Origin of the sequence: Caballeronia sp. AZ10_KS36 (assembly GCF_023631105.1) — a bacterium.
Taxonomy (GTDB): Bacteria; Pseudomonadota; Gammaproteobacteria; order Burkholderiales; family Burkholderiaceae; genus Caballeronia.
This window is the reverse complement of sequence record NZ_JALQDQ010000025.1, coordinates 98,139-120,277: the sequence shown is the minus strand read 5'-3', so window position 1 is coordinate 120,277 and position 22,139 is coordinate 98,139. Positions and strand designations below refer to the sequence as shown.

Here is a 22,139-nt window from a genome sequence, read left to right as displayed (position 1 = left end):
GCGCGCCGCGTCGGTATTCGCCTGCGGCTCGCCATACAAAACGGTTTGCGCGTAAGAAACGCCTGTATAACGGCCACGGTTGACCCAACTTGACCGATATTCGGGAAAGCGCCGGGAGCGAAGGCTGCTTCAATACGAGCGCGCCGTGCATCATCGGCGAGAAGACTAAGCGGATAACACCACCAAAGGCATCGGAAATATGAGAAAAAGTGTCACAAGCACGTTGGCAGTCTGTTTCGCGCTGGCGCTCAACGGCTGCGTCAGCACCGACGACGCGCTGCTGAAAACTGTGCCGATCGGCTCGGGCGCGTCGACGCTCGCGACGTTGGATTTCACGAAGTGCGTCAAGGCGCGATGGACGCCCATCGCGCCGCGCGTGCGGGAATATGGCCTCGGCCCCGATTCGCTGGCGGTATCGGTTCCGGGACAGGGCGGCTCATCGGCCATTTTGGTGGTCGCGCAGCCGGCGGCGTACGGCACCGGCTACACGATCTACGGCGACAGCGCGGCGGGCAGCCGCTACGTCACGGCGGCGCACGCCTGCGACTGAAGCGCGCCGCGTATTACGACGGCTTGCCGTTGCGCATGTCGACGCTGGCGAGATGCGTGCCGACGATGCGCCCGATCAGATAGCCGTCGGACGCGCACGCGTTGGTGCGCTCCTTGCCGTCCCACTGGATCTTGTACTGCTCGTCTTGCGAGTGGATAGCGGACGGGTCGAACTTGCCGAGCTTGCTCTTGAGCGCCTTGGCGCCGTTCTCGCGCACCGCCTCGCCGACGAGCCGGTTCCACGTCAGCGCATAGCCGTAGCGCACGCCGTCCGCGAAGGCGGCGCTGTCGCAAACCTGCGCGGGCGGCGTCGTCTTGACGGTCACGCGATACCCGTTCGCCGCGCCGATCACGATGCGCTGTTCCGTCGGCCCCGAAGGCTGCGCGGCGGCCTTCGCCGCTGCCGCTGCGGAAGCCGCCTGCGCGGCTTGCGCCGCCGATGCAGCCGCGGCCGCGTCCGCGCTTTTCTGCTGATCCGGAAGCGGCGCGCATGCAGCGAGCGCGACCGCCGTTGCCAGCGCGAATGCCGCGCTGACGCCTTTCGTTCCGTAAGTCATCGACCTGCTGTTCACCTGCGCGTTTCCCATCTCAAAATAAACCGGGCTCTACCTTACCATTCCGGTGCCAATCCTCGGAGTTTTGAGAAAAGGGGACGCGGCGTGCGCGCGACGCCGCCGTGCCGCGAAGAACGGCTCAGGACGCCGACGACGTGTTGCCCATCGGCATTTCGATGCCCCGCCGCGCCATTTCCACGATCAGGAAGGTTCGGCGCGTGACATGAAAGCGCGCGAGCAGGTCGCTCGAATATTCCTTGGCCGTGTTTTCGCTGATATTCATCTTGCGCGCGATGGCCTTGTTCGACAGCCCTTGCAGCAGATAGCGCAGCGTTTCCGTCAGGCGCGGCGGAAGATCGAGCGATTCGATGGTGACGCCCGCATGCGTCGAGACCGGCTTCGGGCTATGGCCGCCCTTGCCGAGCACCGTGTTGGGCAGATAGACGCGCCCGTTGAGAATGGTCTTCAGGGCTTCGCGAAACACGCTCGCGCCCTGCTCGCTGCCCTTCGAGATGAAACCGCACGCGCCGTTTCGAATGCATTCGAGCACGGTATCGCGGTCGTCCTGAGCGGACAGCATGATGGTCTGAACCTCGCGCTCCTCCTCGCGTATCCAGTTGAGCAGGTCCATGCCGGTGGCCGGGCCGCGCAAGTGATAGTCGAGAAACATCAGATCGTACGAATTCGCCGAGAGCTTCGCTTTCGCCTGCTCGAATCCGTCGGCTTCGTCGATCTCGAGCAAGGGCTCGTTCGCGAGGATCAGCGTTTTCATCGCGCTGCGCGTGAGCCCTTCGTCCTCTACCAGCAATACTGTTTTGAAATAGCCGTTTTCCATTGCGAGTCCCCGAGAACGCTTCCGATATTACGCGCGCCTGTCGCCGATCGAACCCCTCCATTCGAAGGGATACATTCGGCGGTCTCCCAAAATCTTCGCCGTTCCCCGCCGCCGCCGGGTGTCGGGCGGCGCGCGGCCGGCCGACACTCGACGCATTCGTCAAGACGAGGAGAACGCGATGCCACCCCGCTCATCCGACAACGAAAGCGAATTCGCCCTGTGGCGCATCAAGCGCGCGCGGCCGGGCGACTCCGCGCGGCGCGTGCTGATTGCGCACAAGGACAAGTCCATCGCGGAGTCGCTCGCGGTGCAGCTTCGGCTGAAGGGCTTGCAGGTCATCCACTCGCAGGATCTGGCGTCGGTGCGCGCGCTGCTGCATAGCTGGCAGCCGCAGGCGCTCGTGCTCGATACGTCCTTGGACAGCGATTCCGGCTATGTCTTCATTCGCACGCTGCGCATGGACGCGGACGTGACGGGGCGTTTGCTCGTAGCGATGAGCAACGTGTGGCCCGCCGATCCGGTGCAGCAGTTGAAGGACGCCGGTTTCGACGCGCATTGCAGGCGTCCGTGTTCGACCTGGCGCATCGTCGATCTGGTCGATGCGTTCTTCACCGCGCCGCTTGCGCGGTGAGCGGCGGCCTCATGGCGAGCGATGCGCCGACTTCGCTTCCCGGCGCAATCACGACGACGCCCGTACCGCCAAACCCGTGCGCGTCGAGATTGAAGCCGTCGCTGACATGCGACACCGGCTCCACGCACAGATACCCGCCGCCTGCCGGGCAATGCACGACCACATGCCTCAGCGCGCCGTCCGCTTCGAGCGTGAGCGTGCGGCCATCGGCATAGACAAGCGTCGCGCGGCCGTCCCAGCCGCTCAGATACCGCGTATATCCGCTCGACTCTTTCACGTGACGGCGCGGCGGATGCTCGTCCGACGGTCCAAGCGCGATCTCGGCTTCGTGACGCCAGAGCGTCGCGGCATCGAGTTCGGCTTCGAGCGCCGCGAAATACGGATGAAAACCGAAGCCCGCCGGCATCGGACGTGGCGAGCGGTTGATGACGCGCATCGACAGTCGCGCGCCTTCCGCGGTCGCCTCGATGGTCTGGATCGCCTCGAACGTCCACGGCCAGCCGTGCTCGCCCTCGCGATGCGTGTAACGCAGTTCGATGCAATCGGCATCGTGACGCGCGACGCGCCATGCCGCGTACTGGCCGAAGCCATGCAGCGCGTGCGCCATGCCGGGGAACGTCGTAAGCATCACGCGCTCGCCGCCGGGCGCGGGAAATTGCGCATTCCGCACGCGGTTCGAGAACGGCACGAGCGGATAGCTGCCGCCCTTCGGCCACGCGTCGCACGGCCAGCTCGACGCCGTTATCGGCACGAGCCAGTCGTGCGCGCCCGCTTCGTCGTGCGTCGTGAAGCGCGTGATGCGCCCGCCAGCGGCCGGCGCCACCTCGATCACATGCGGGCCGTTCACCACGCGAAGGCGCGGCTCGGCGGGCAACTCGACGACTGGTCGCATCGGCATCGGCTTGGAAGACGTCACTGCCGCTGTTCCTTCACGCGCGAGACCAGCTGCGTCGGACTCACGAATTGCAGCGCGATCAACACCCAGACGAGCGTGATGGTCATGTAGATCATCGCCATCGCGTCGATGGATTGCGGCGCGCGCACGCCCGTCGAAAACACCGCGTAGTACAGCGCGACGACGAGCGTCTGGGTCGTCGGCCCGGCCGTGAAGAACGTCAGCTCGAACATGCCGATGGTCCGCACCAGCACCAGCAGCCCCGCCGCGAGCATGCCCGGCACCAGCAGCGGCAACAGCACGTAGCGGAAATAGCGCACGGTGTTCGCGCCGAAAATGCGCGCGGCGGATTCCAGATTCGGATCGATCTGCTCGATGAACGGCGTCATCACCAGAATCACGAACGGCAACGCAGGCACCAGATTCGCGAGAATCACGCCGGTCAACGTACCCGCGAGATGGAACTTGTACATGACCGTCGCCATCGGGATGCCGTAGGTCACGGGCGGGACCATCAGCGGCAGCAGAAACACGAGCATCGCAAAGCGCTTGCCGGGAAACTGCACGCGCGCGAGCGCATACGCCGCCGGCACGCCGAGCACGATGGACAGCAGCACCACCGCGCCCACCACTTCGAGCGTGACGAGCAGCACGCTCGACAACTGGAAGTCGCTCCAAGCCTGCGCGTACCAGTGCAGCGTGAAGCCCTGCGGCAGCAGCGTGCCGAACCAGCGCGTCGCGACGGAGTTCACCGCGACCGTCGCGATGAGAAGCAGCACGTTGAGCAGGAAGAAGCCCATCGTGACCCAGACGAACGCCTTCCACACGCGGTCGCGCAGGCTCGCTTGCTGTTTCATGTTCTTGCCGGAGCGTTGAGTCGGCGCGGGGGCCTGCCAGGCGGGCGCCGCGCGGTTGTCGGTTGCCATTATCCCTTCCCTCCGCTCACCGGGCCGGTGTAAAAGAAGCGGCGCGCGCCGAGCATGCCGCCCACGACCAGCAATTGCACGAAGCCCATCACGATCGCGATCGTCGATGCGAGCGAATAGTCGTAGCTTTCGAACGCAGCTTCGGACGCGGCAATCGAGATCACGCGCGTAGGGCCCGCGGGCGCGCCGAGCAGCACCGCCGACGGAAACACCGAGAACGCCTGCACGAACGAAAGGCAGGCGGTCATCGTGAGACCGGGCAGCAAAAGCGGCAGATAGATCTGCCGAAACTGCTGCCACGGACTCGCGCCGAGCGTGGCGGCGGCGCGCGCGAGCGTCGGGTCGATGCCCGTCACGTACGAAAGCGTCAGCAGGAACGCGAACGGAAAGCCCGACACGATCAGCGATATCAGCACGCCCCAGTAGTTATGCGTGAGCCGCACTTCGTCGCCATAGAGATGCAGTGCCTGAACTGCCTGCGGGAACCAGCCGTTCGGGCTGAAGTACGTGAGCATGCCGTCGGCGATCAGCACGGTGCCGAGCGTCACCGGAATGACGAGCAGCGTGGTCACGAACTTCTGATACGGCGACGAACGCCGCAACGCAAACGCGACCGGCACCGAAACGCCGACGTTGATGATCGTCGCGGGCACGGCGAGCTTCAGCGTGACGATGATCGTCGGCCACATCGACGTATCGGTGAAAAACGACACGTAGTTCGCCCAGGCGCCGCCGCCGTTCATCGGATTGAACGACAGCATGAGCCCGTACGCGAACGGATAGATGAACAGCGCGATGATGAAGACGAGCGCCGGCGCGACGAGCCAGCCCTTCGGGTCGCGCTGCGCGGGCAGCGCGATCATTTTTCTTCTCCGTACACGAGCGCCTTCGCGGGCGACACGCGCAGCACGATGCGCTCGCCTTCCGCGCATTCGCCCGCAATGCGGGCCCACAGCTTGCCGAATGCCGTATTCACGCGAATCAGCGAATCGCGGCCGCCGTACTCGACGGTCTCGACATGCGCGTCGAACGCGTTCTGGTCGCCGGGCGCGGCGCGTTCCATGTCTTCCGGCCGCAACGCGACGCTCACGTTCTTGCTGTCGAAGCCTTCCATCGGCGTGCCGAAGAGACGCACGCCGTTCGCGTTCACGGCGACCGTGTCGCCCTGCGTGCCTTCGAGCGTGAACGGCGCGACATTGCGAAAGCCCATGAAGCGCGCGACATGCAGGTTCTTCGGCCGCGAATAGACTTCCTTCGGCGGCGCGACTTGCTGCACGACGCCCTCCTTCATCACGACGATGCGATCCGCCATCGAGAGCGCTTCGTCCTGATCGTGCGTCACGTAGATGGTCGCGCGCTCCAGCTTGCCGTGAATGCGGCGGATTTCGGCGCGCATTTCGATGCGCAGCTTCGTGTCGAGATTCGAGAGCGGCTCGTCCATCAACACGAGCGGCGGCTCGATGACAATGGCCCGCGCAATCGCCACGCGCTGTTGCTGGCCGCCCGAAAGCTGGCCGGGGAGCTTTGCATCGTGGCCCGTGAGCTGCACGAGTTGCAGTGCCGCTTTCGCACGCTTGACCGCTTCCGCTTTCGACACGCCGCGCATCTTCAGTCCGAAGCCGACGTTGTCGAGCACCGACATATGCGGAAAGAGCGCGTAGTTCTGAAACACCATGCCGAAGCCGCGCTTCTCGGGCGGCAGGACGTCGATGCGCTTGTCGTCGAGCCAGATGCCGCCGCCCGTCAGCGGCTGCAATCCGGCGATGCAGTTCAACGCGGTGGATTTGCCGCAGCCGGACGGCCCGAGCAGCGCGATGAACTCGCCGCGCTGAATGTTGAGATCGAGGCCCTTGAGCGCGGCGAGCTGGTGCCCCTGCGCGTTGGTGAAGCTGCGCGAGACCGAGTCGAGGCGCAACTGTTCAAAAGTGTGCTTCATGGCGATTTCCCGTTGCGCGAGCGGCGACGCACCCGAAGGAGCGCCGCCGCCCAAAGCCCTGCGAGTGCGATGTGCTTACTTCGTCTTCTGCGCGCCTATTTCGCGATCCCATTTCTGGAACGCGGCGACCATCGCCTGCGCATTCAGCGGCACGACGTGCGGCCTGTCAGCCAGCAGCTTCGCGTACTCGGGGCGGCCGAACTTCTGAATCACTTCCTGGCTCTTCGCGGGCGCGGCGGACAGCGGCACGTCCTTGACTGCCGGGCCGGGATAGAAATAGCCGTCGTCGTAAGTCAGCGCCTGTTGCGCGGGCTCCAGCATGAAGTTCATCAGCTTGTAGAGCACGTCGAGCTTTTCTTTCGGCACGCCCTTCGGAATGACCATGTAGTGGGCGTCGTTCACCCACGTCATGTTGTCGAACGCCTGCACCTTGAATTCGGCCGGCACGATGCCGAGCGCGCGCGGATTGATGTCCCAGCCGGTCACGCTGACGGTCATGTCACGCGTGCCTTCGCCCAGTTCCTTCATCACGGCCGACGTGCCGCCCGGGTAGTAAGGAATGCAGTCGTTCAGCTGCTTCAGGAACGCCCAGGTCTTGTCCCAGCCATTGACCGGGTCCATCGGATTTTTGTCGCCGAGCACGTAGGGCAGGCCCATCAGGAACGTGCGCCCCGGACCGGAATTGGCCGGACGCGCGTAGATCAGCTTGTTCGGATGCGCCTTGCACCACGCGAGCAGCTGATCCGGCGTCTTCGGCGGATCGCTGACCTTGGCCGGGTTGTATTCGAGCAGCGGGCCGGCGGGCATGTACGTCACTTCCAGACCGTAGCCCTGCGCGATGTCCTGCATCTTGCGCGGACCGGGCGCGTACTTGTCCAGCACGCCGGGGAACACGGCGGCGTGCTCGGGCAGCAGCTTTTCCCACAGGCCCTGCTGGATGCCGGCGGCGAGCGCATCGGTGCCGGTCACGACGAGGTCGATGTCCGAGCGGCCTGCCGCCTGCATCGCCTTGATCTTGCCCGGCAGTTGCGGCGCGGGCGCGTTGGTGAACGTGATGCTGGACACGAGATCCGGGTACTTCGCCTTGAACGCTTCGAAGCCCTTCTGCGTCAGTTGAAGATTGCCCGCGACGTCGACGATATTGATCGCCACCGCGTCCGCCGCCTGCGCCGCGCTCGTCGCGCACGCCGCGCTCACGGCGACGCACAGCGCCGCCAGTTTCACTGACAGTCCTGCCTTGAAAACCATGTTGTCTCCTCACTCTCTCGCAACCGCTATTGGGACGAGGTCCGGTCGCTTGTCGATTCTGTCGATTCTGTCGATGAATTCGATCGCCGGCCTGTTCGTGCTTCGTTCTGGTCGTGCTCGGTGCGCTGTCTCTTGGTCTGTCGGTGGCGCCCTCGCGTCGTTATTAGCTCACGAAGCTGCAAAATAGCCAACCGAATCATCGTATGTCAAGCAAATCCGCGGCGGCTTTTTCTGTTTCCTTGCAGCGTAGAAAGGGAGTTTTACGCGTTGTGGCGCGGCGTTGCGGCCGGCTGTCGGGATATACCCGAAGCGCGCCGTTACCCCGCTTGTTTTACTTCTTTTACCCCGCGTTTCCTGCGAGGGTGCGGTCGAATGCCAGGAGAGCCCGCGCTTCGCGCTCGACGGCGGGCAGAGCATGTTCGGGCGTTGCGGAAAGAAGCGGCAGAATCGGACCCATGTCCGCGATGCCTGACAGCGTGACGGCATCGTGAAGCACGCGAATCAGCGAGATGTCGTCGCGCAGTGTTTCGAGCGGAAGAAAGCGGTCGTAGAGACGCTGCGCTTCATTCGTTTCTCCGGACTTCGCGGCGCGCAGCAGCGCCATCACGGCGTGCGGGGCGATGCAACCCGAGCCGGTCGTCCAGGCGGCGAGGCCGAAGTCGCGCGTGTGGACCAGCGCGGGCCGCTCGCCCATGCCGGATATCACTTGCGACGCCGGCACGCTGTCGAGAAGCCGCCGCAGGAACGGATCGTCGGACGGGTCGGGACGCACGATCGCGTATTTGACGGCGAGCAGCGTGCCGTCGGCGACGAGCGCCGCAAGGGTATCGACGTCGATGTAGTCCTCGCTCTTGATATAGAGCGTGAACGGCATGCCGGCGATATCCGTGAGCCGTCTGAGGCCAGTTGCGACGCCCTGCGGCGTGGTGAATCCCGCGAGCGGCAGGACCATCGCGGTGCGGTAGTCGGTCTGCGCCAGAATGCGCGCCTGATCGAGCATCTTTCCGTAATCGGGGCCTATCGCCGGGATCACGCGCGTTTGCGGCCCGGCGATTTGGTCGAGCATGTCGAGAAGCTCACGATATTCGCTCACTGCGACGTGATAGAGGTTGGCGTTGCCGCCATACAGCAGAGTGCGCACGCCGCCGGCTTCGATGTGGGCCACCAGCGCGCGGTTCTGCGCTTCGTCGAGCGTATAGTCGGCTCGCCGCGCAAGGGGCGGTACTGCCATGACGCTTTGGGAGAATTCGCTGACCGTGATGGGTTCGACTTTCATGAGTGACGCCTCGCATGGCATGGGCTGACCGTGCGTAGAAGCTAGCAAGGCGGTATGAAGTTGTCAAACAACTTCCGGCGGTAAGGGCCGTTAATCAGCGTTTCCCCGGATGCGACTGCTAGAGTCGTATGACATCTAGTTGCCGAACATGCGCTCCAGCGCGCCCGCCAGATGCGTCCTCATCGCTTGACCGGCGCGCACGGGGTCACGCGCGCGAATGGCATCGAGAATATCCCGGTGTTCGCGCTGCACGAGCCGCTGCCGTTCGAGTGTCTTCACCAGCGACAGGTTGCGCGAAAGATTCATGCTGAAGACGACCTGCTCTTCGATGAACGAAATCGCGCTGATGAAGAACTGGTTCTTGGATGCGCGGGCCACCGCGAGATGAAACGCGAAGTCATCGCTCGCGCCGATGCCCTGCTGCGCTTCCACCACGCGCTCCAGTTGATTCCACGCTTGCTCGATGGCGCGCAGATCGTCGTCATCGGCTTTCTGCGCCGCGAGTTCCGCCGCGCCCGCCTCCGTGACGATGCGAAATTCATAGCAGCGGCGAATGTCGGAGAGCGTTTCCAGCGGCGCAAAGCGCCGCACGTCAGGATCGGGGCGGCGGCCGACGGTCGTGCCCGAGCCGCGCCGCGTCACGATGATGCCGTCTGCGCGCAGACGCGCCAGCGCCTCGCGCACAGTCGGCCGCGAAGTAGCGAAGCGGTCCGCGAGCGCGTGCTCGGTCATGAGCCGGTCGCCTTCCTTGAACTCGCCTTCGATAATGCTGTTGAGAATGTCGCTGTAGATGCGGTCGGCCAAGCCGGGCGACTTACGCTCGTTCATGTTCACGCTGGACAGGCTTGTCAGGGCAGACGACGATTGTAAGGCAGATTTTCCGGCAATTGGCTACCGCGTCGTTGGCATTGAACCGGGCGAGGCACCCGACACTCGTGGGTGCCTGCCGTATCTGCAAGTCGTCTAAGCGCGAGCCTTTAGAGCGAAAGCAGCCGGCGCGCCTCCTTCGCGCTCGCCACCGGACGCCCGTACTCAGCGCACAACGACGCCACGCGGCTCACCAGTTGCGCGTTGCTTTTCGCGAGCGTGTCTTTGTCCCAGCGGACGTTGTCTTCGAGACCAGTACGGCAGTGGCCGCCCATCTGTAGCGTCCAGTGATTCACTTCGAGTTGATGCCGACCGATGCCCGCCGCCACCCACGTTGCGTCGGGCAAATGCTTCTTCAATTGCTCGACTTCGAATTCGAGGATCTCGCGCCGCGCCGGCAATGCGTTTTTCACGCCGAGCACGAACTGCACGTGAACCGGCCTCTTGAGCAAGCCTTGATTGACCAGATCGACTGTGCTGTACAGCATCGCCAGATCGAAGACTTCGATCTCAGGCTTCACGTTGTGATCGAGCATGAGTTGCGCGAGCGAGCGCACGAAGTCGGGCGGGTTCTCGTACACGATCGTCGGAAAGTTCACGGAACCGGTGGCGAGCGACGCCATGTCCGGCTTCAGGTCCAGCATCGCGCCGCGCTGCTCGAACGATCGTCCGCGGCCGCCCGTCGAGAACTGAATGATGATGTCCCGACAATGCTTGCGGATGCCGTCCTGCAGTTCTTCGAAGCGATGCCGGTCCGAACTCGACCGCTCCTCTTCGTCGCGCACATGCAGATGCACGAGCGTCGCGCCGGCTTCGTACGCCTCGTGGGTGCTTTCGATCTGCTCGGCAATCGTGATAGGGACCGCCGGGTTGTCCTTCTTGCGCGGCACCGACCCCGTAATGGCGACGGAAATGATGCACGGTTCGTTGGTAATGGCTTGCGTCACGCTTGTCTCCTGTCCGGGGTATCCCCGATTTCGCCGCGAAAACGTCTAGCGCCGCCCGGCCGCGTCGGCGAGCAGCTTGCCGAGCTGTTCGTCCGTCTGCGCAGGCATGATGTCGAGCGTGAACAGATCGGACCATTCGTACGCCCATCGCGCGACCGGTTCTATGTCGTCGCTCTCTGCCACGCCGAAGCCGCGTATCGACCCGATGCCGTGCCAGCGCCCGAGCAATCGGACGCCGTCCGGCGGCGCGCCAGCGTTCTGAAGAAACCGCTCCGCTGCCCGCTCGCGGACTTCGGGCAGCGCGGTCCAACTGACGATGAACAACATGGCTCGGCCCTCCTTCTGACGATTGCCACGCGACGAACATAATGCGCCGACGTGGTCTATTCAGTATAGAAGCCGTGGATGCGTCATCGCACGCTACGCGCAAGCATCGGTCCCGCGTCCGCGTGGTCGCATGGCGCCGGGGAAATGCACTATGCTCAGTGCATCGCGGTCAACGCACGACGACCATCGGCGCGGCCATGACCGGCTGGGCATACATGACGCGCACGGGCGGCGGAGGCGGCGGCGCGATCACTGCAACCGGCGGCATGACGGGCATGGCGGGCACGGCGACGACCGTGCGTGCGGGCACATAGTAGTACGGCGGCGCGGGCGGCGCGTAGTAGTAGACCGGACGCGGCGGCGGCGCATAGACCACGGCGGGCGCGACATAGGAGACCTGAACGGCCGTTCCCGCCGACGCGCTCTGCGTGCAGGTCAACGTAAAAGCGGCGGCGGCGGAAAGACTGAGCAGACGGATGTTCATCGTGATGTCCTTTCGTATCGATGAGTTGAATCGCTGAAGGCGCGACCCGATCAACGATAGCCAAAGGAGAAACGAAAGCGTTAGCGGCAGTTTGTGTCGCCGCATGTCGGCGCGGTGCATGAGTGCGGACCACGACATATCTCGACATGATTCGTAGCGCCGCTGTCATTGCCTTCGATACGCGCCTCAATAAAAATCTCTGTCACCGATTACTTCGCTTTGCATCTCGACAAGGAGAACGTCGTGCAGAAGATTGCCGCTTCAATTGCCTCATTGGCCACATGCCTCGCCCTTCTTTCCGCTCCCGCGTTCGCACAGACCGCGACGCAGCCGATGGGCGTCTCGCCGCGCGTCGAACGCGGCATGCAGATGCTGCAAACGCGCTTCGCGCAAGCGAACGTCACGCACGACGGCAAGCTCACGCGCGATCAGGCATCCACCGGCATGCCGATGGTCGCGAAGCATTTCGATGAGATCGACACGCAGAAAAACGGCTACGTGACGCTGCCGCAGATCGAAGCCTTCATGCGCGAGCACGCCGCGCAACGCTGACCGGGGCCATCTCATGGAAACCGCGCCGAAGATCATCGTGCTCGATGACGAAGCCGAACTGCGCAACATGCTTCAGCGGTTTCTCACGTCGCAAGGCTTCGCTGTGCGCGTCGTGGAAAACGGTAAGCGCCTCGACCGTTATCTTCAGCGCGAACCGTACGACCTGCTCGTGCTCGACTGGATGATGGAACCGGAAGACGGCCTGTCCGTGTGCCGCCGCTTGCGCGCCGAAGGCCATACGCTGCCCATCCTCATGCTCACCGCGAAGGGCGATCCGGTCGACAAAGTGGTTGGGCTCGAAACCGGCGCGGACGACTATCTGGCCAAGCCGTTCCTGCCGCAAGAACTCGTCGCCCGCGTGCGCGCGCTGCTGCGCCGGCAGAAAATCGCAGCAGGCGATCCGACGCTGACGACGCAAGTCATTCGCTTCGGCGACTTCCGGCTGGATCTCGGCAAGCAACGCCTGTTTCGCGGCGGCGAGCCGTTCGAAATGCACTCGGCGCAGATGCAGTTGCTCAACGCGCTCGGATCGTCGCCGAATCGCGCGGTGAGCCGCGATAATCTCATCGCTCGAACGCGCGGCCGCGAGCACGACGCGCTCGACCGCAGCATCGACGTGCAGGTGCTGCGCCTGCGTCAACTGATCGAAGACGACCCGGCCAAGCCGCGCTTCATCAAGACGGTGTGGGGCGTAGGCTACATGCTGCTCGCGGATATCGAGCCGTGAGCCTCGCGCCGCGCTCGCTTTTCGCGCGCAACGTGCTGCTGCTCGTCGCGCTGGTCGCGGTGAGTCAGGTCTGCGCGCTCGCCGTGCTCCTGCACTTCATCCAGACGCCGCGCATCGAGCGCGCCGCCGCGACGTTCGCCAGTTACATCGAGACGCTCGATACGGTGCTGCGCGACACGCCGGCCGGCACGACGCGTCTCGACGCCCGCGCGGATTTGCCTTCGAGCGCGAACACGGAGCCGCCGCGCTCGTGGCTGCGCTTTTATCGGACGTATCAGCGCGATACGTTCGTCGCAAGCCTGCGTCGTCATCTGCCCGCTGACATACTCGTGCGCTGGCAAAGCGCCGAGACTTCCGCCGATGCGCAGCAGCGCTTGTGGATTCGCGTGCATCTCGCAGGCGAGCCGCGCTGGATCGCGCTTCCCGTGCCGGAAGCCGCGCATGACGACGGGCTGACCACGACGCTCTTGCTGTCGCTCGGGCTCGGCACGCTCGCCATCGCGACGGCGTACGCGATCCAACGCCACCTGAACCGCCCGCTCGCCGATCTCGCCGATGCCGCGCGGCGCTTGTCCGCAGGCGGCGAGCCGGGCGTGTTGCCGACCGACGGCCCGACCGAGATCGCGCAAGTGAGCGCCGCGTTCAATCGCATGACAGCGGCGCTCGCCGAAGCCGAAGCCACGCGCGCGCTGATGCTCGCCGGCATCTCGCACGACATCCGCACGCCGATGACCAAGCTGCGCCTCGCCATGGCGATGTCCTCGGTGCCGTCGGTGGACGCATCGTTCGCGGCATCGGCGGAAGGCTATCTCGACCAGATCGACACGATCCTCCAGCAGTTCATGGACTACGCGGGCAGCGGCGCGAAAGAATCGCCGGTGGTCGGCGACATCAATGCGCTGGTCGCCAATCTCGCGGCGGACTTCGCGGGCCTCGGCCACGAGTTCGCGCTGTCGCTCGGGGACATACCGCCGTTCGCGTTTCGCCCCATCGGCATGATGCGCATGCTGATGAATCTGATGCAAAACGCCGTGCTGTATGGCGTCGTCGGGCTCGGCGTGCGCACATGGATGGACGAAGAAAGACGCAGCGTCTGCATCGTCATCGAGGATCGCGGCAAGGGACTCGGCGCGCACGACGCGGAGTCGCTCAAGCAGCCTTTCAAGCGCGGCGGCGGCGAAGGCCAGCCGAAGGGCACGGGCCTCGGGCTCGCCATTGTGGAGCGCATCGCGCGGCTGCACGGCGGCACGCTCGAACTGCGTCCACGCGAAGGCGGCGGCGCACAGGCGCGGATCGTCTTGCCGCTGGCGAATGCCGTTGCCAATTGATGCATTTCCGTTGCGCGCGGCGTAGACCATACTGGAAGCGTGGAACTTGCAGGAGAACGGGCATGGCCACCGCCACCGATTCCGACAACGCGCGTCGGCCCGCCGACCTGCACGTTCACTTCGACGACACCGACGGCATCGCGTTTCCGACTCGTTCCGTCGTTCGCGGCGATGCGCTCTACTGCGCCGCCGAGCCGCTTCGGAGCCTCTATACGGTGCAGTCCGGCAGCTTCAAGAGTGTCGCCGTCTACCTGCCCGCCGCCGACGACACCGCCCCGCGCACACACGTCACGGCTTTTCATCTGGCAGACGAAACGCTCGGGCTCGATGGCATTTGCACCGGCTGTCATCAGAGCGATGCTGTCGCGCTGGAAGACAGCGTCGTGCGCATCATGCCGGTCGGCATTCTCGAACCGCTGTGCCGCGAATATGCGCGAATGCAGCACGCACTGCTCGCCATCATGAGCGTGGAGATCGTGCGCGCCGCACGGCTCGCGGTGATGCTCGGCACGTTGCCCGCGCGCCAACGCGTCGGCGCATTTTTGCTCGATTTATCGTCACGGCTCGCTCCGGACGATCGCGCCGACATGCTGTTGCCCATGACGCGCGCCGATATAGCGAGCCATCTCGGACTGGAACTGGAAACAGTGAGCCGCGCGTTGTCGAAGCTGCAACGAGAGCGCGCCATCGAACTCACCGGGCGGCGTTTGCATATTGTCGACCGGGCGCGGCTCGCACACGTCTGACGATCGTTCGTTCTGCCGTCTATCTTTCGCGAAAGCCCGATCCCGGGCGCAAACCGGACGCAGTGGTGCACGGCGCACTCGTCTGGCGCTCGTTTGCAAGCCATATCGACGCGATGATGACGGTTGTCGTCAAAGCGTCAACGGCCAGGACTATGCTTGAAGCATGCGCGCGATATGTCACGACATCGGCACCGGACTTGCTTTTCCTTTTCATCGCTCGTGAACCCAACGTCTCGCGCATAGTCGAACCGGATTCGAAGCTCCAGCGACGCAACCCACAACACGCCGCTAACGCAGTCAGCGTCCGTCCCGTCGAAACTCGTTTCATGGAGGATGTCATGCGTATTACCGTCAAGCTCGATGGTTTCGAGGGCGCGCCACCCGCCGCCTACGCCATCTTGTGGCTCGACAAGGAAACCCGCCGCTGGTCGCGCGAAGGCCATCAGTCGGTGGATGTGCCGGACTGGGGCGGGCTCGGTTCCGCGGCGGACGGCACGCTGATCTGCCATCCGCATGCGCAGCAGCCCGTGTGCAAGCTGGAAGAACTCGATGTGGAAGCGCCCGGCGGCCCGCCCGAAGGCGTCGCTGGGCGCGTGCTGTGGCTTGCCGAGGGCGCGCCGAACCCGCGCGTCGGCCGCTGGCATGTGCAGTGCGTCGATCGCGCGCAGATCAAGGCCGAGCACAGCGTATTCGCAGACGACGAATATTTCTGACTCGGCGCGCGCGCCGTCCAGTACAAGCGTCAGGCGTGGTCTTCGGGCATCGGCATCAAGAGGACCGCGAACGACGTGACGCCGATAAGAACGGCGAGCGCGCCGTAACCGAGCACGGCCTGCCTGTCGAAGACAAGGCCGTGCAACGCGACCATGATGCCCGCGAGCGCCACGAAAACCGCGATCGCCGCCGCGACGATGCGCGCTTCGGCTTTGACCATCGTTTTCTCCACGCCGCCTCGTGCGGCTTCTTCATTCTTATGATGGTCGTTTGCGCCGAGCCGCATTTGACCTGAATCAAGTCGTCCGTTGCGCGATCTGGTGTTTTCCCTTGCCCCATTTCGGACACGTATATTGGTAGTATCAGGAGCCGGCCGCTCGTGTAAAACGGCGGCAAACGGCGCACTGCCGCGTGAAGGCGACGGTCATTGAATCGCGCCCGCGCTTGTCCGAATGAACCTGGGAGGCAAGATGAATCAATCAAAATTCAGCGATCCGTTCAGCCAGTTTGCCGCCATGTTCCAGCAGTACCAGCTACCTGGGTTCGACGTCACCGCCATCATGGAATCGCGGCGCAAGGACGTCGAGGCGCTCGCGGCGACCAATCGCGTCGCGTTCGGCGGTATCGAGGCGTTGCGCGACAAGCAGCTCGAAATTCTGCGCCGCACGCTGGGCGATCTGGAGTCCATCGCGAAACAGATCGCGTCGTCGTCGGGAAAGCCGCCGTTCAACGCTAACGAGGTCGTGCAGCGCGCGCTGCACAACGCGCTCGCCGACATGCAGGACATTGCGCGGACCACGCAGCAGACGCAGGCCGAAGCCTATGCGCTCGTGAGCCAGCGCATGGAGGAAGCGTTGCAGGAACTCAAGGCCGCGGTCGAGAAGCCGCAAAGCTGACGCTCACTTCTTCGGCTGCGTCGTGATCTGAACGATATCGACGGCCACGCGCTCGCGACCGTAACGGGCCGCGAGCGCGGCGAGCCGCTTGTCGATGGCGCGCAGATACTCGGGCTTCGCCGCGCTGTCGGGGCGCGGGGCGTCGAAGAGCGGCGCGGGGGCGCGACCGTGAGTTCGCCCATGCTGCCGAGCGTCGCGGTATAGCCGGGCGGCGCCTGGTTGTCGCGAGCATGCGCGTTCGCAGCAGATGCACGACGCTGCCGTCGAGCATGAAGTAAATCACATTCACGTACGAATCGAAGCCGGGGGTGATCAGCTCGACGATCAGTGGATCGCCTTCGGTGAGCCGCGTCTGGTTGGACCGCGTATGCACGGACGCGGGCCGGCCCAATTGCCGGTTTGGAGACTTGCGAAAACGGCATGCGCTTATAGTTCGTCGTCCGAAGCATCCTAGACAGCAGCTGACCGGACTGGTACTCCATCCTGAGATAGACGATGGCGCTGTCGCGGTCGAAGTCGTACACCATGACGATATTGCGGTGCGCGAGCTGCTGGGCCTTGCGGGCTTCGCGTTGCAGCGCGATCAGCGACTTCGGGTTGCCGCGAAACTGCAGATTCAGCACCTTGATGGCGACATACGTCCGCCTGCCCGATGCCTCCAGCTTGCGCAGATCGAGCGCCTTATAGAGGTGCCCATCCCGCCTATGCCGAGGCACTCTTCGAGCGGGAAGCGATTATTGAGCGTGTCCCCGACGCCCCTCACTTGTCCGTGTCCGCGAGCACTTGCGTCGCCTGGCCCGATGTCGCGCCGCTCGGGTCGCTGCCCGCGCCCGGCGTGGTGGTCACGCGCGGCGGCAACGGCGACGGAAAGTCCGGCGCCGCGCGCGTTCTCGTTTTCGTCACGGCGGGCTCGAACGCGGTGCCGGGCTCGCCTTCGCTGTCATCAAGCGCTGTCATCAAGATCAGTGACCTCGCCGACAGCGTCGAGCTGGACCGGCAAGCGATGGCCAGCATCGCCGGTGGCTCGCGCGAGCGCATGCGTTCATCGTTTCGCATTCTGCATGCAGACCCGCAGCGCGTGGTCGATTACCCCGGCGTCCCCATGAAAGACGTGCCCGTGCAGCAGCCGGGACCGTTCGTTCACAAGCTGGTATCGGAGTGATTCGGAGCGATCAGTCAGGGACCGCCATCTGACGCGCGGACGACGTCCCCAACGACCGCGCGCTTCGCTTGACGAGGGCAAGACGCACGCGCTCGCGCATTGGCGCGTCGGCATCGCCGAAAACATGCGTCTTGCCCGCGATCACCGCGCCGACCGGCACGCCATCCAGATAGAGCACGCGGTTGCCCGCCAGCGCCGGCACTTTGTCGCCGGGAAGGAGCGTTCCGGCGAGGTTCAGCGGATCGACCGCGCTCAACGCGACGAACGCGCCCTCCTTCGGCCGCCTGCGCATCTCGCGCAAAAGCGGCACGGCCTCGGGCAGCGCGAACTGCTCGCCCGCGAGTCCCGCCACGAAACGCCCGCCGCGTATCTCGCCGCGCGCTTCCAGCCGGCGATAGACGCGCAGCAGCTCGCGCCACGGCGGCAACCATTGCGCCTCGCGTTCGAGCAGCCGCCAGAACACGACGCCGTAGCGCCGAAGCAGCGCCAGCGCAACGTGCTCGGCATCGCCGCCGTCATGATCGGGGCTTGCGCGACGCAGCAGCGCCCAGCGGCCTGCATCGTCCATTCCGCCGATGAAAAGCCCGCCGCCCGGCCTGCGCGTGCGCCGCGATATCGCGTTGCGCTTGGCGGCGGGCGTGAGCAGCGCGCGCAAGCCCGCGAAGCTGTCGGCGTTCACGAGGCCGAGCGCGACGAGTTCGCCGAGCGCGTCCTCCAGTTCCGTGCGCAGCATGCGCGTTTCCGCAAGCAGTTCGTCGAAGAACATCGCGCCGTGCGCCGACAGTGCGTCGAAAACGCGTTCGGCACGCGACGACAGCGCGGGCGCTTCGTCCGGGCGCATCAGCGCATTCCACGCCGCGAGGGCGCGTCGCGGCAGCAGCACGATCGGCGTGCCGCGCACGGGAACGCCCGCAGCGCGCATGCGTCCCGCCGGACGCGACCACGTGATCTTCCCGGCGCGGCAGATTTCGTCGAGCCAGATGCCGGAATAATCCGCGATGCGCGCGGGCAGAATCTCCTCCTCCCACGCGACGGCGGGCGCCTCGAAGCCCTCGAGCTGTTCGAGGACGGCGAGCAGCGCGTCGCGACCTTCGCCACGCGCATCGGGCGCGACGCGCTGCCACTCGAACAGGAAGCGCATGAAGTCCTGCCGCTCGACCGGCTCGATCTCGCGACGCAGCCGCCGCACGGTATAGCGATGAATGCGCGCGAGCAGATGGCGCTCGCACCATTGCTCATCGACGCCCGATGCGCCCGATGCATTCGGCATGAAATGGCCGCGCATCACGTAGCCCTCAGATTCGAGGCGCGTCAACGCGACCGCAACCGACGACGCCGGCAGCGCCAGCGGCCGCGCGATCTCCGCCAAGGTCAGCGGACCGAAGCCCGACAGCCGCGCGCGCACGATCTCCACGAGCGCGTCGTCGGTGTTCCAGGCCGCGTCGAAGCCGGGCGGCGGCGTGAGGCGCGGGTGCATCGGCGCGCGTTCGTAGACGGCGCGCAGCAGCGACAGGCGCTCGACGGGCGTCCACAAGCCGTCGTGCTCGGCAATCTGCAGGCGCGTCGCGCGGCCGGCGCGGGCCAGCGCGTCGAGCCATGCCGGCCAGCCGTCGCTCGCGGCGGCTTCGGCGTCCGTCACTCCCGCTAGGCTCGTCAGCGCCTCGTGCATTTCGTCGGCGCTCGTCACGGTGGGCCACGCTTCCGCCCGCACGCTCGCGATGGCGTCGGCATCGAGCGCGCCAAGGTCGTCCGTCGAGTGCGGATCGGTCCAGCGACGCGCGAGCACGGCCTGCGTGCGGCGTTCTTCGAGCGGGGCGTCGTCGAGGAAGGCATACGGCCGCGCCGACAATATCTCGGCGGCGAGCGGCGATGGCGCAGGCAAGTCGCGCGTGACGAGCCGCACGTCGCCCGCCTCTATGCGCCGCAGGAGCGCAAGCCACGCGTCGCTGTCCATTGCATCGTGCATACAATCGTCGATGGTCTGCTGGACGAGCGGATGCGCCGGCACGTCGCGCTCGCCGACGACGTTCTCCGCGCACGCGACCTGATCCGGAAACACGGCCGCGAGGAGATCTTCGCTTTTCATGCGCTGCAATTGCGGCGCGACCTTGCGCCCGCCCGCGTAGCGCGGCAGCGCGAGCGCGTTGGTCGCGTTCCACCGCCAGCGCACGCCGAAGAGCGGCGCGTCGAGCAGCGCCTGAATCAGCACATGCTCGGCGGTGGCCGGCTTCAGATAGCGCCACACGTCGTCGAGCACGAAGCTATGGCTGCCGGTCAGCGACAGCACGATCGCGTCTTCGGTCGCCGCCGCCTGAAGCTCGAAGTTGAACGTGCGGCAGAACCGCTTGCGAAGGGCGAGTCCCCACGCGCGATTCACGCGGCTGCCGAACGGCGCGTGAATGACGAGTTGCGTGCCACCGGATTCGTCGAAGAACCGCTCCATGACGAGCGTGTCCTGCGTCGGCAGAACGGAGAGCGCCGCGCGGGAGCGGGCCAGATACTCGACGATCTGCCGCGCCGCTTCCGTGCCGATGCCTGTTTCGTCGCCGAGCCACCGGACCGTGGCATCGACGCGCGTTTCGGCATCTTGCATCTTGCATGCAGCATCCATCATGCAAGAGACGGCGCGCGCGTCGTCGCCCGATGCGAGGCGTGCATCGATGTCCGCGCGCAATCGCGAGATCGCGAACGAAAGCTCATCGCTGCGGCCTGGCGCTTCGCCCAGCCAGAACGGAATGTTCGGCGGCTGGCCGTTGGCGTTCTCGACGCGCACGCGCCCGCCTTCCACGCGCAAGATGCGGTACGACGTATTGCCGAGCTGGAAGATGTCGCCGGCAAGGCTTTCAACGGCGAAGTCCTCGTTGACCGTGCCGACCTGCAAGCCTTGCGGCTCGAGCAACACGGCGAAATCGGCGTTGTCGGGAATCGCCCCGCCCGACGTCACCGCCGTGAGCTTGCCGCCGCGCCGGGCGCGCAGCGTGCGGCTGACCGCATCCCGGTGCACGTAAGCGGCACGCACGCCCTGACGGCCCGTGTAGCCTTCGGCCAGCGTGCGCAGCACGGCGTCGTAGCGCGAGCGGTCGAGCGTCGCGTATGGATACGCGCGGCGGATACGCTCGAAGAGCGCATCCTCGCCCCACTCGCGGCACGCGACCTCGGCGGTGATCTGCTGCGCGAGCACGTCGAGCGGCGCGCGTGGAACCGTGAGGGCGTCGAGCTCGCCGCGCCGCACGCAGTCGACGAGCGCGGCGCATTCGATGAGGTCATCGCGCGAAGTCGGAAAAAGCCGGCCTTTCGGCACGCCGCCGACATGGTGGCCCGAGCGCCCGACGCGCTGCAGAAATGCGCCGATGGAACCGGGTGAGCCGATTTGGCATACAAGATCCACATCGCCGATGTCGATGCCCAGTTCCAGCGAAGCGGTGGCGATCAAAACGCGCAACTCGCCGCGCTTGAGACGCTGTTCCGCGTCGAGCCGATGCTCACGCGCAAGGCTGCCGTGATGCGCCGCGACGGCCTCCTTGCCGAGCCGGTCCGTCAGATGCCGCGCCGCGCGCTCGGCCATGCGCCGCGTATTCACGAAGACGAGCGTCGTGCGATGCTGCGCCGACAGTTCCGCGAGCCGGTCGTAGACGCGCTCCCATATGTCGTTGGACATGATCGCTTCCAGCGGCATCGGCGGCAGTTCGAGCGCTAGATCGCGGGCGCGCGCGTGCCCCACGTCGACGATGTCGCAGGAACGGCCCTCCCCGGCGAGAAACTTCGCGACGAGTTCGATGGGCTTCTGAGTCGCCGAGAGTCCGACGCGAACGGGCGGCGCCGCGCCGCGCTCCTCGCACAGCGCGTCGAGCCGCTCGAGGCTCAGGCTCAGGTGCGATCCGCGTTTGCCGCCCGCCACCGCGTGTATTTCGTCGACAATCACGGTGCGCGTGCTCGACAACATACCGCGGCCCGAGTCGGACGAAAGCAGCACGTAGAGCGATTCCGGCGTCGTCACGAGGATATGCGGCGGGCGCTTCTTCACCGCGTTGCGCTCCTGCTGCGTGGTGTCGCCGGTGCGCACGGCGGCGCGGATCTCCGGCGCGGCCGCGCCCATCTCCCGCAACTCGCGCGCAATGCCCGCAAGCGGCTCTTCGAGATTCACGCGGATGTCGTTCGACAGTGCCTTGAGCGGCGAGACATAGACGACGCGCGTCTCGTCGGGCAAGACGCCGCCGCCCGCGATGCCGTCGCGCACGAGCTCATCGAGTGCGGCGAGGAAGGCGGTGAGCGTCTTGCCCGAACCGGTGGGGGCCGCGACGAGCGTGGAGCGGCGCGCATGAATGAGCGGCCACGCGCGCGCCTGCGCGGCGGTCGGCGCTGCGAAGTGCGCGCGGAACCAGTTGACGACAGCGGGATGAAAGCCCGCGAGGGCGTCGTCGGGCGATGTGGAGTCAGCGGTCATCCAGACATTCTAGGGGCGGTTGCGAAACCGCGTTTTGCATTCCGCATGCCGTTTTCGGACAGATCCCATGCGAACGGGCGTTGATTGCGGCCATC

Annotated in this window: 23 protein-coding genes and 1 pseudogene; 9 read left to right on the top strand and 15 right to left on the bottom strand. The window is 65.5% G+C overall.

All coding sequences use genetic code 11. From position 1 onward, the window contains the following. Positions 1–223 precede the first annotated feature (223 nt). Positions 224–550, top strand: a complete 327-nt coding sequence (locus tag NCR35_RS15970) for a hypothetical protein (RefSeq protein ID WP_248323243.1) — start codon at positions 224–226, stop codon at positions 548–550. 13 nt (positions 551–563) lie between these two features. On the opposite strand, the gene NCR35_RS15965 is transcribed toward NCR35_RS15970, so the two are convergent. Both NCR35_RS15965 and NCR35_RS15960 read right to left on the bottom strand, forming a co-directional pair. Next, entirely contained in the window at positions 564–1,106 is a 543-nt protein-coding gene (locus NCR35_RS15965; protein ID WP_250535113.1) for a hypothetical protein, read from the bottom strand. Between the two features lie 136 nt (positions 1,107–1,242). After that, positions 1,243–1,938: a response regulator gene (locus NCR35_RS15960; protein ID WP_244849301.1), complete on the bottom strand. Its 696-nt coding sequence runs from the start codon at positions 1,936–1,938 to the stop codon at positions 1,243–1,245. Between the two features lie 178 nt (positions 1,939–2,116). Here NCR35_RS15960 and NCR35_RS15955 point away from each other — a divergent pair, with 178 nt between their 5' ends. Continuing rightward, entirely contained in the window at positions 2,117–2,569 is a 453-nt protein-coding gene (locus tag NCR35_RS15955) for a response regulator (RefSeq protein WP_250535112.1), read from the top strand. Here the strand turns inward: NCR35_RS15955 and NCR35_RS15950 are convergent. The 10 genes from NCR35_RS15950 to NCR35_RS15905 all read right to left on the bottom strand — a co-directional run bounded on the left by NCR35_RS15950 (position 2,547) and on the right by NCR35_RS15905 (position 11,475). After that, positions 2,547–3,485, bottom strand: a complete 939-nt coding sequence (locus NCR35_RS15950; RefSeq protein ID WP_250535111.1) for an aldose epimerase family protein — start codon at positions 3,483–3,485, stop codon at positions 2,547–2,549. The genes NCR35_RS15955 and NCR35_RS15950 overlap by 23 nt on opposite strands. Next, positions 3,482–4,321, bottom strand: a complete 840-nt coding sequence (locus tag NCR35_RS15945; RefSeq protein WP_502801693.1) for an ABC transporter permease — start codon at positions 4,319–4,321, stop codon at positions 3,482–3,484. Before NCR35_RS15945 ends, NCR35_RS15950 begins: the two co-directional genes overlap by 4 nt. Positions 4,322–4,389: 68 nt before the next feature. After that, positions 4,390–5,253, bottom strand: a complete 864-nt coding sequence (locus NCR35_RS15940) for an ABC transporter permease (protein ID WP_244849307.1) — start codon at positions 5,251–5,253, stop codon at positions 4,390–4,392. Beyond that, entirely contained in the window at positions 5,250–6,326 is a 1,077-nt protein-coding gene (locus tag NCR35_RS15935) for an ABC transporter ATP-binding protein (protein ID WP_250500640.1), read from the bottom strand. Before NCR35_RS15935 ends, NCR35_RS15940 begins: the two co-directional genes overlap by 4 nt. A gap of 75 nt (positions 6,327–6,401) precedes the next feature. Continuing rightward, a complete protein-coding gene (locus NCR35_RS15930; protein ID WP_250535109.1) occupies positions 6,402–7,574 on the bottom strand; it encodes an ABC transporter substrate-binding protein in 1,173 nt (390 codons plus the stop codon). Positions 7,575–7,914: 340 nt separating this feature from the next. Then, positions 7,915–8,850, bottom strand: coding sequence for a dihydrodipicolinate synthase family protein (locus NCR35_RS15925; RefSeq protein WP_250535108.1), 936 nt, complete (start codon positions 8,848–8,850; stop codon positions 7,915–7,917). 135 nt (positions 8,851–8,985) lie between these two features. Further along, a complete protein-coding gene (locus NCR35_RS15920) occupies positions 8,986–9,678 on the bottom strand; it encodes a FadR/GntR family transcriptional regulator (RefSeq protein ID WP_250535107.1) in 693 nt (230 codons plus the stop codon). Positions 9,679–9,827: 149 nt separating this feature from the next. Further along, positions 9,828–10,664: a 3-oxoadipate:acetyl-CoA acetyltransferase gene (locus tag NCR35_RS15915; protein WP_250535106.1), complete on the bottom strand. Its 837-nt coding sequence runs from the start codon at positions 10,662–10,664 to the stop codon at positions 9,828–9,830. Between the two features lie 45 nt (positions 10,665–10,709). Further along, the gene (locus tag NCR35_RS15910) at positions 10,710–10,991 is read right to left on the bottom strand and encodes a DUF3303 domain-containing protein (RefSeq protein ID WP_250535105.1); all 282 of its coding nucleotides are present in this window, start codon (positions 10,989–10,991) and stop codon (positions 10,710–10,712) included. A gap of 169 nt (positions 10,992–11,160) precedes the next feature. Continuing rightward, on the bottom strand, positions 11,161–11,475 hold the full coding sequence (locus tag NCR35_RS15905) for a hypothetical protein (RefSeq protein WP_250535104.1): 315 nt from the start codon (positions 11,473–11,475) through the stop codon (positions 11,161–11,163). 252 nt (positions 11,476–11,727) lie between these two features. Here NCR35_RS15905 and NCR35_RS15900 point away from each other — a divergent pair, with 252 nt between their 5' ends. The 5 genes from NCR35_RS15900 to NCR35_RS15880 all read left to right on the top strand — a co-directional run bounded on the left by NCR35_RS15900 (position 11,728) and on the right by NCR35_RS15880 (position 15,541). Continuing rightward, positions 11,728–12,027 (top strand): EF-hand domain-containing protein, encoded by a 300-nt coding sequence (locus tag NCR35_RS15900; RefSeq protein ID WP_250535447.1) that lies wholly within the window; start codon positions 11,728–11,730, stop codon positions 12,025–12,027. 13 nt (positions 12,028–12,040) lie between these two features. Next, positions 12,041–12,754 carry a response regulator gene (locus tag NCR35_RS15895; RefSeq protein ID WP_244849314.1) on the top strand — a complete coding sequence of 238 codons (714 nt, stop codon included), beginning with the start codon at positions 12,041–12,043 and terminating at the stop codon, positions 12,752–12,754. Further along, positions 12,751–14,082: an ATP-binding protein gene (locus NCR35_RS15890; protein WP_250535103.1), complete on the top strand. Its 1,332-nt coding sequence runs from the start codon at positions 12,751–12,753 to the stop codon at positions 14,080–14,082. The genes NCR35_RS15895 and NCR35_RS15890 overlap by 4 nt, the downstream gene beginning before the upstream one ends. A gap of 62 nt (positions 14,083–14,144) precedes the next feature. Then, a complete protein-coding gene (locus NCR35_RS15885) occupies positions 14,145–14,828 on the top strand; it encodes a Crp/Fnr family transcriptional regulator (RefSeq protein WP_250535102.1) in 684 nt (227 codons plus the stop codon). 338 nt (positions 14,829–15,166) lie between these two features. Further along, positions 15,167–15,541, top strand: coding sequence for a DUF3564 family protein (locus NCR35_RS15880; protein WP_250535101.1), 375 nt, complete (start codon positions 15,167–15,169; stop codon positions 15,539–15,541). A gap of 29 nt (positions 15,542–15,570) precedes the next feature. Here NCR35_RS15880 and NCR35_RS15875 read toward each other — a convergent pair whose 3' ends face one another. Then, positions 15,571–15,762 (bottom strand): DUF2964 family protein, encoded by a 192-nt coding sequence (locus NCR35_RS15875; protein WP_250535100.1) that lies wholly within the window; start codon positions 15,760–15,762, stop codon positions 15,571–15,573. A 250-nt stretch (positions 15,763–16,012) separates the two neighbouring features. Here NCR35_RS15875 and phaP point away from each other — a divergent pair, with 250 nt between their 5' ends. Beyond that, a complete protein-coding gene (gene phaP, locus NCR35_RS15870; RefSeq protein ID WP_250535099.1) occupies positions 16,013–16,438 on the top strand; it encodes a phasin family protein in 426 nt (141 codons plus the stop codon). A gap of 415 nt (positions 16,439–16,853) precedes the next feature. On the opposite strand, the pseudogene NCR35_RS15865 reads toward phaP, so the two are convergent. Next, positions 16,854–17,204, bottom strand: a pseudogene (locus NCR35_RS15865) (protein kinase domain-containing protein); the annotation flags it as partial. 3 nt (positions 17,205–17,207) lie between these two features. On the opposite strand from NCR35_RS15865, the gene NCR35_RS15860 reads away from it, so the two are divergent. Beyond that, entirely contained in the window at positions 17,208–17,600 is a 393-nt protein-coding gene (locus NCR35_RS15860) for a hypothetical protein (RefSeq protein WP_250535446.1), read from the top strand. Between the two features lie 10 nt (positions 17,601–17,610). Here NCR35_RS15860 and NCR35_RS15855 read toward each other — a convergent pair whose 3' ends face one another. Continuing rightward, complete coding sequence (locus NCR35_RS15855) at positions 17,611–22,044, bottom strand: DEAD/DEAH box helicase (protein WP_250535098.1); 4,434 nt, start codon at positions 22,042–22,044, stop codon at positions 17,611–17,613. Between the last annotated feature and the right edge of the window lie 95 nt (positions 22,045–22,139).